The organism is Faecalibacterium intestinale (genome assembly GCF_040096575.1).
GTDB lineage: Bacteria > Bacillota > Clostridia > Oscillospirales > Ruminococcaceae > Faecalibacterium > Faecalibacterium intestinale.
On the sequence record NZ_JBBMEN010000068.1, the window covers coordinates 1 to 1,022 of the forward strand.

Annotated in this window: 1 protein-coding gene; it reads left to right on the forward strand. The window is 49.4% G+C overall.

Going from position 1 to position 1,022, the window contains the following annotated elements:
- Window positions 1–252: 252 nt before the first annotated feature.
- The coding region (locus WMO20_RS14390) for a hypothetical protein (protein ID WP_349187308.1) at window positions 253–1,022 on the forward strand (770 nt) is incomplete at its 3' end.

Genomic DNA, 1,022 nt, shown 5'->3' on the forward strand with positions numbered 1-1,022 from the left:
TCCCCAAAAGCCGTTTTCCTGCCCCATTCCTGCGGTGTTTCCCTGCATTGGTGCGCCGGATGCGTCACTTCTCCTGCTGGTCATATCCCTTTTGGACGGTCATTCACTTGTCAAGGTACTTTGTGGCACGAAATTACCAACTGCAATCATCATAGCGGACTATTCTTGACAAAACAATGCTTCTGCGATACCATGAGTGTAACGGATATAACTAAATTATATAATTACCATAATCAAAGGCAGGGGATAGGGATGGAGAATCAGTTTATACGGCATGAGCCATGTTTTGAGAGGATTTTGTTTGTCCTGACGCTGGACAGGAAGAAAATGAAAGAACGGATTTTGATTGGGGAAGAACAGCAGATCCGCTTCCGTCTGAACGGGAGCCAAAACGCAGAGGTGCTTTGTGATATGACACGCCCGCTGGGAACTTTTTTGATAAACTTTGAGCGTGACACGGACAGAGATTGGAACTTATACGGGCTTTCTCCACTGCGGCAAGCCCTCCACTCCAACCGATGGAAACAGCCGGAGCTGGAGCAGGCGGCAAGCGAATTTCTCTGGGGAAAATATCTTAGCAACGACCCTCTGAAAATGTATGTAGCGTTCCGTATCTGGAACAGCTATCTGCTTGCCAGAGAACCCCGTGACCGTAACGCTGCCTGTGACCGCTTCATGGATAAAATGAGCAGCCTGACCGGGGTATTCCATAACGAAGCCATGACCTTTGACAGGGAGACAGGAAAACCGAAACATTTTCAAGCGGGCAGCCTTTATTTCAAAGGCGCACCGTCAGAAGATACCCGGCTTGACCTCTGGTTCCCGGACAACCGGCGCACAGAAGAATGTGTGTCTGCCTATGCGTCCCTCTACCCGTTGATTACCTATTATTTGAACCGGCTGAATGACTGGGGGCTTTGCTTCCGGCAGTGCAAGGTCTGTGGGAAATATTTTCTGGCAAAGAGCCAGCGGTATGAGCTGTGCAGCGACAAGTGCCGAAAAGCACAGGCGCTTCAAAACAA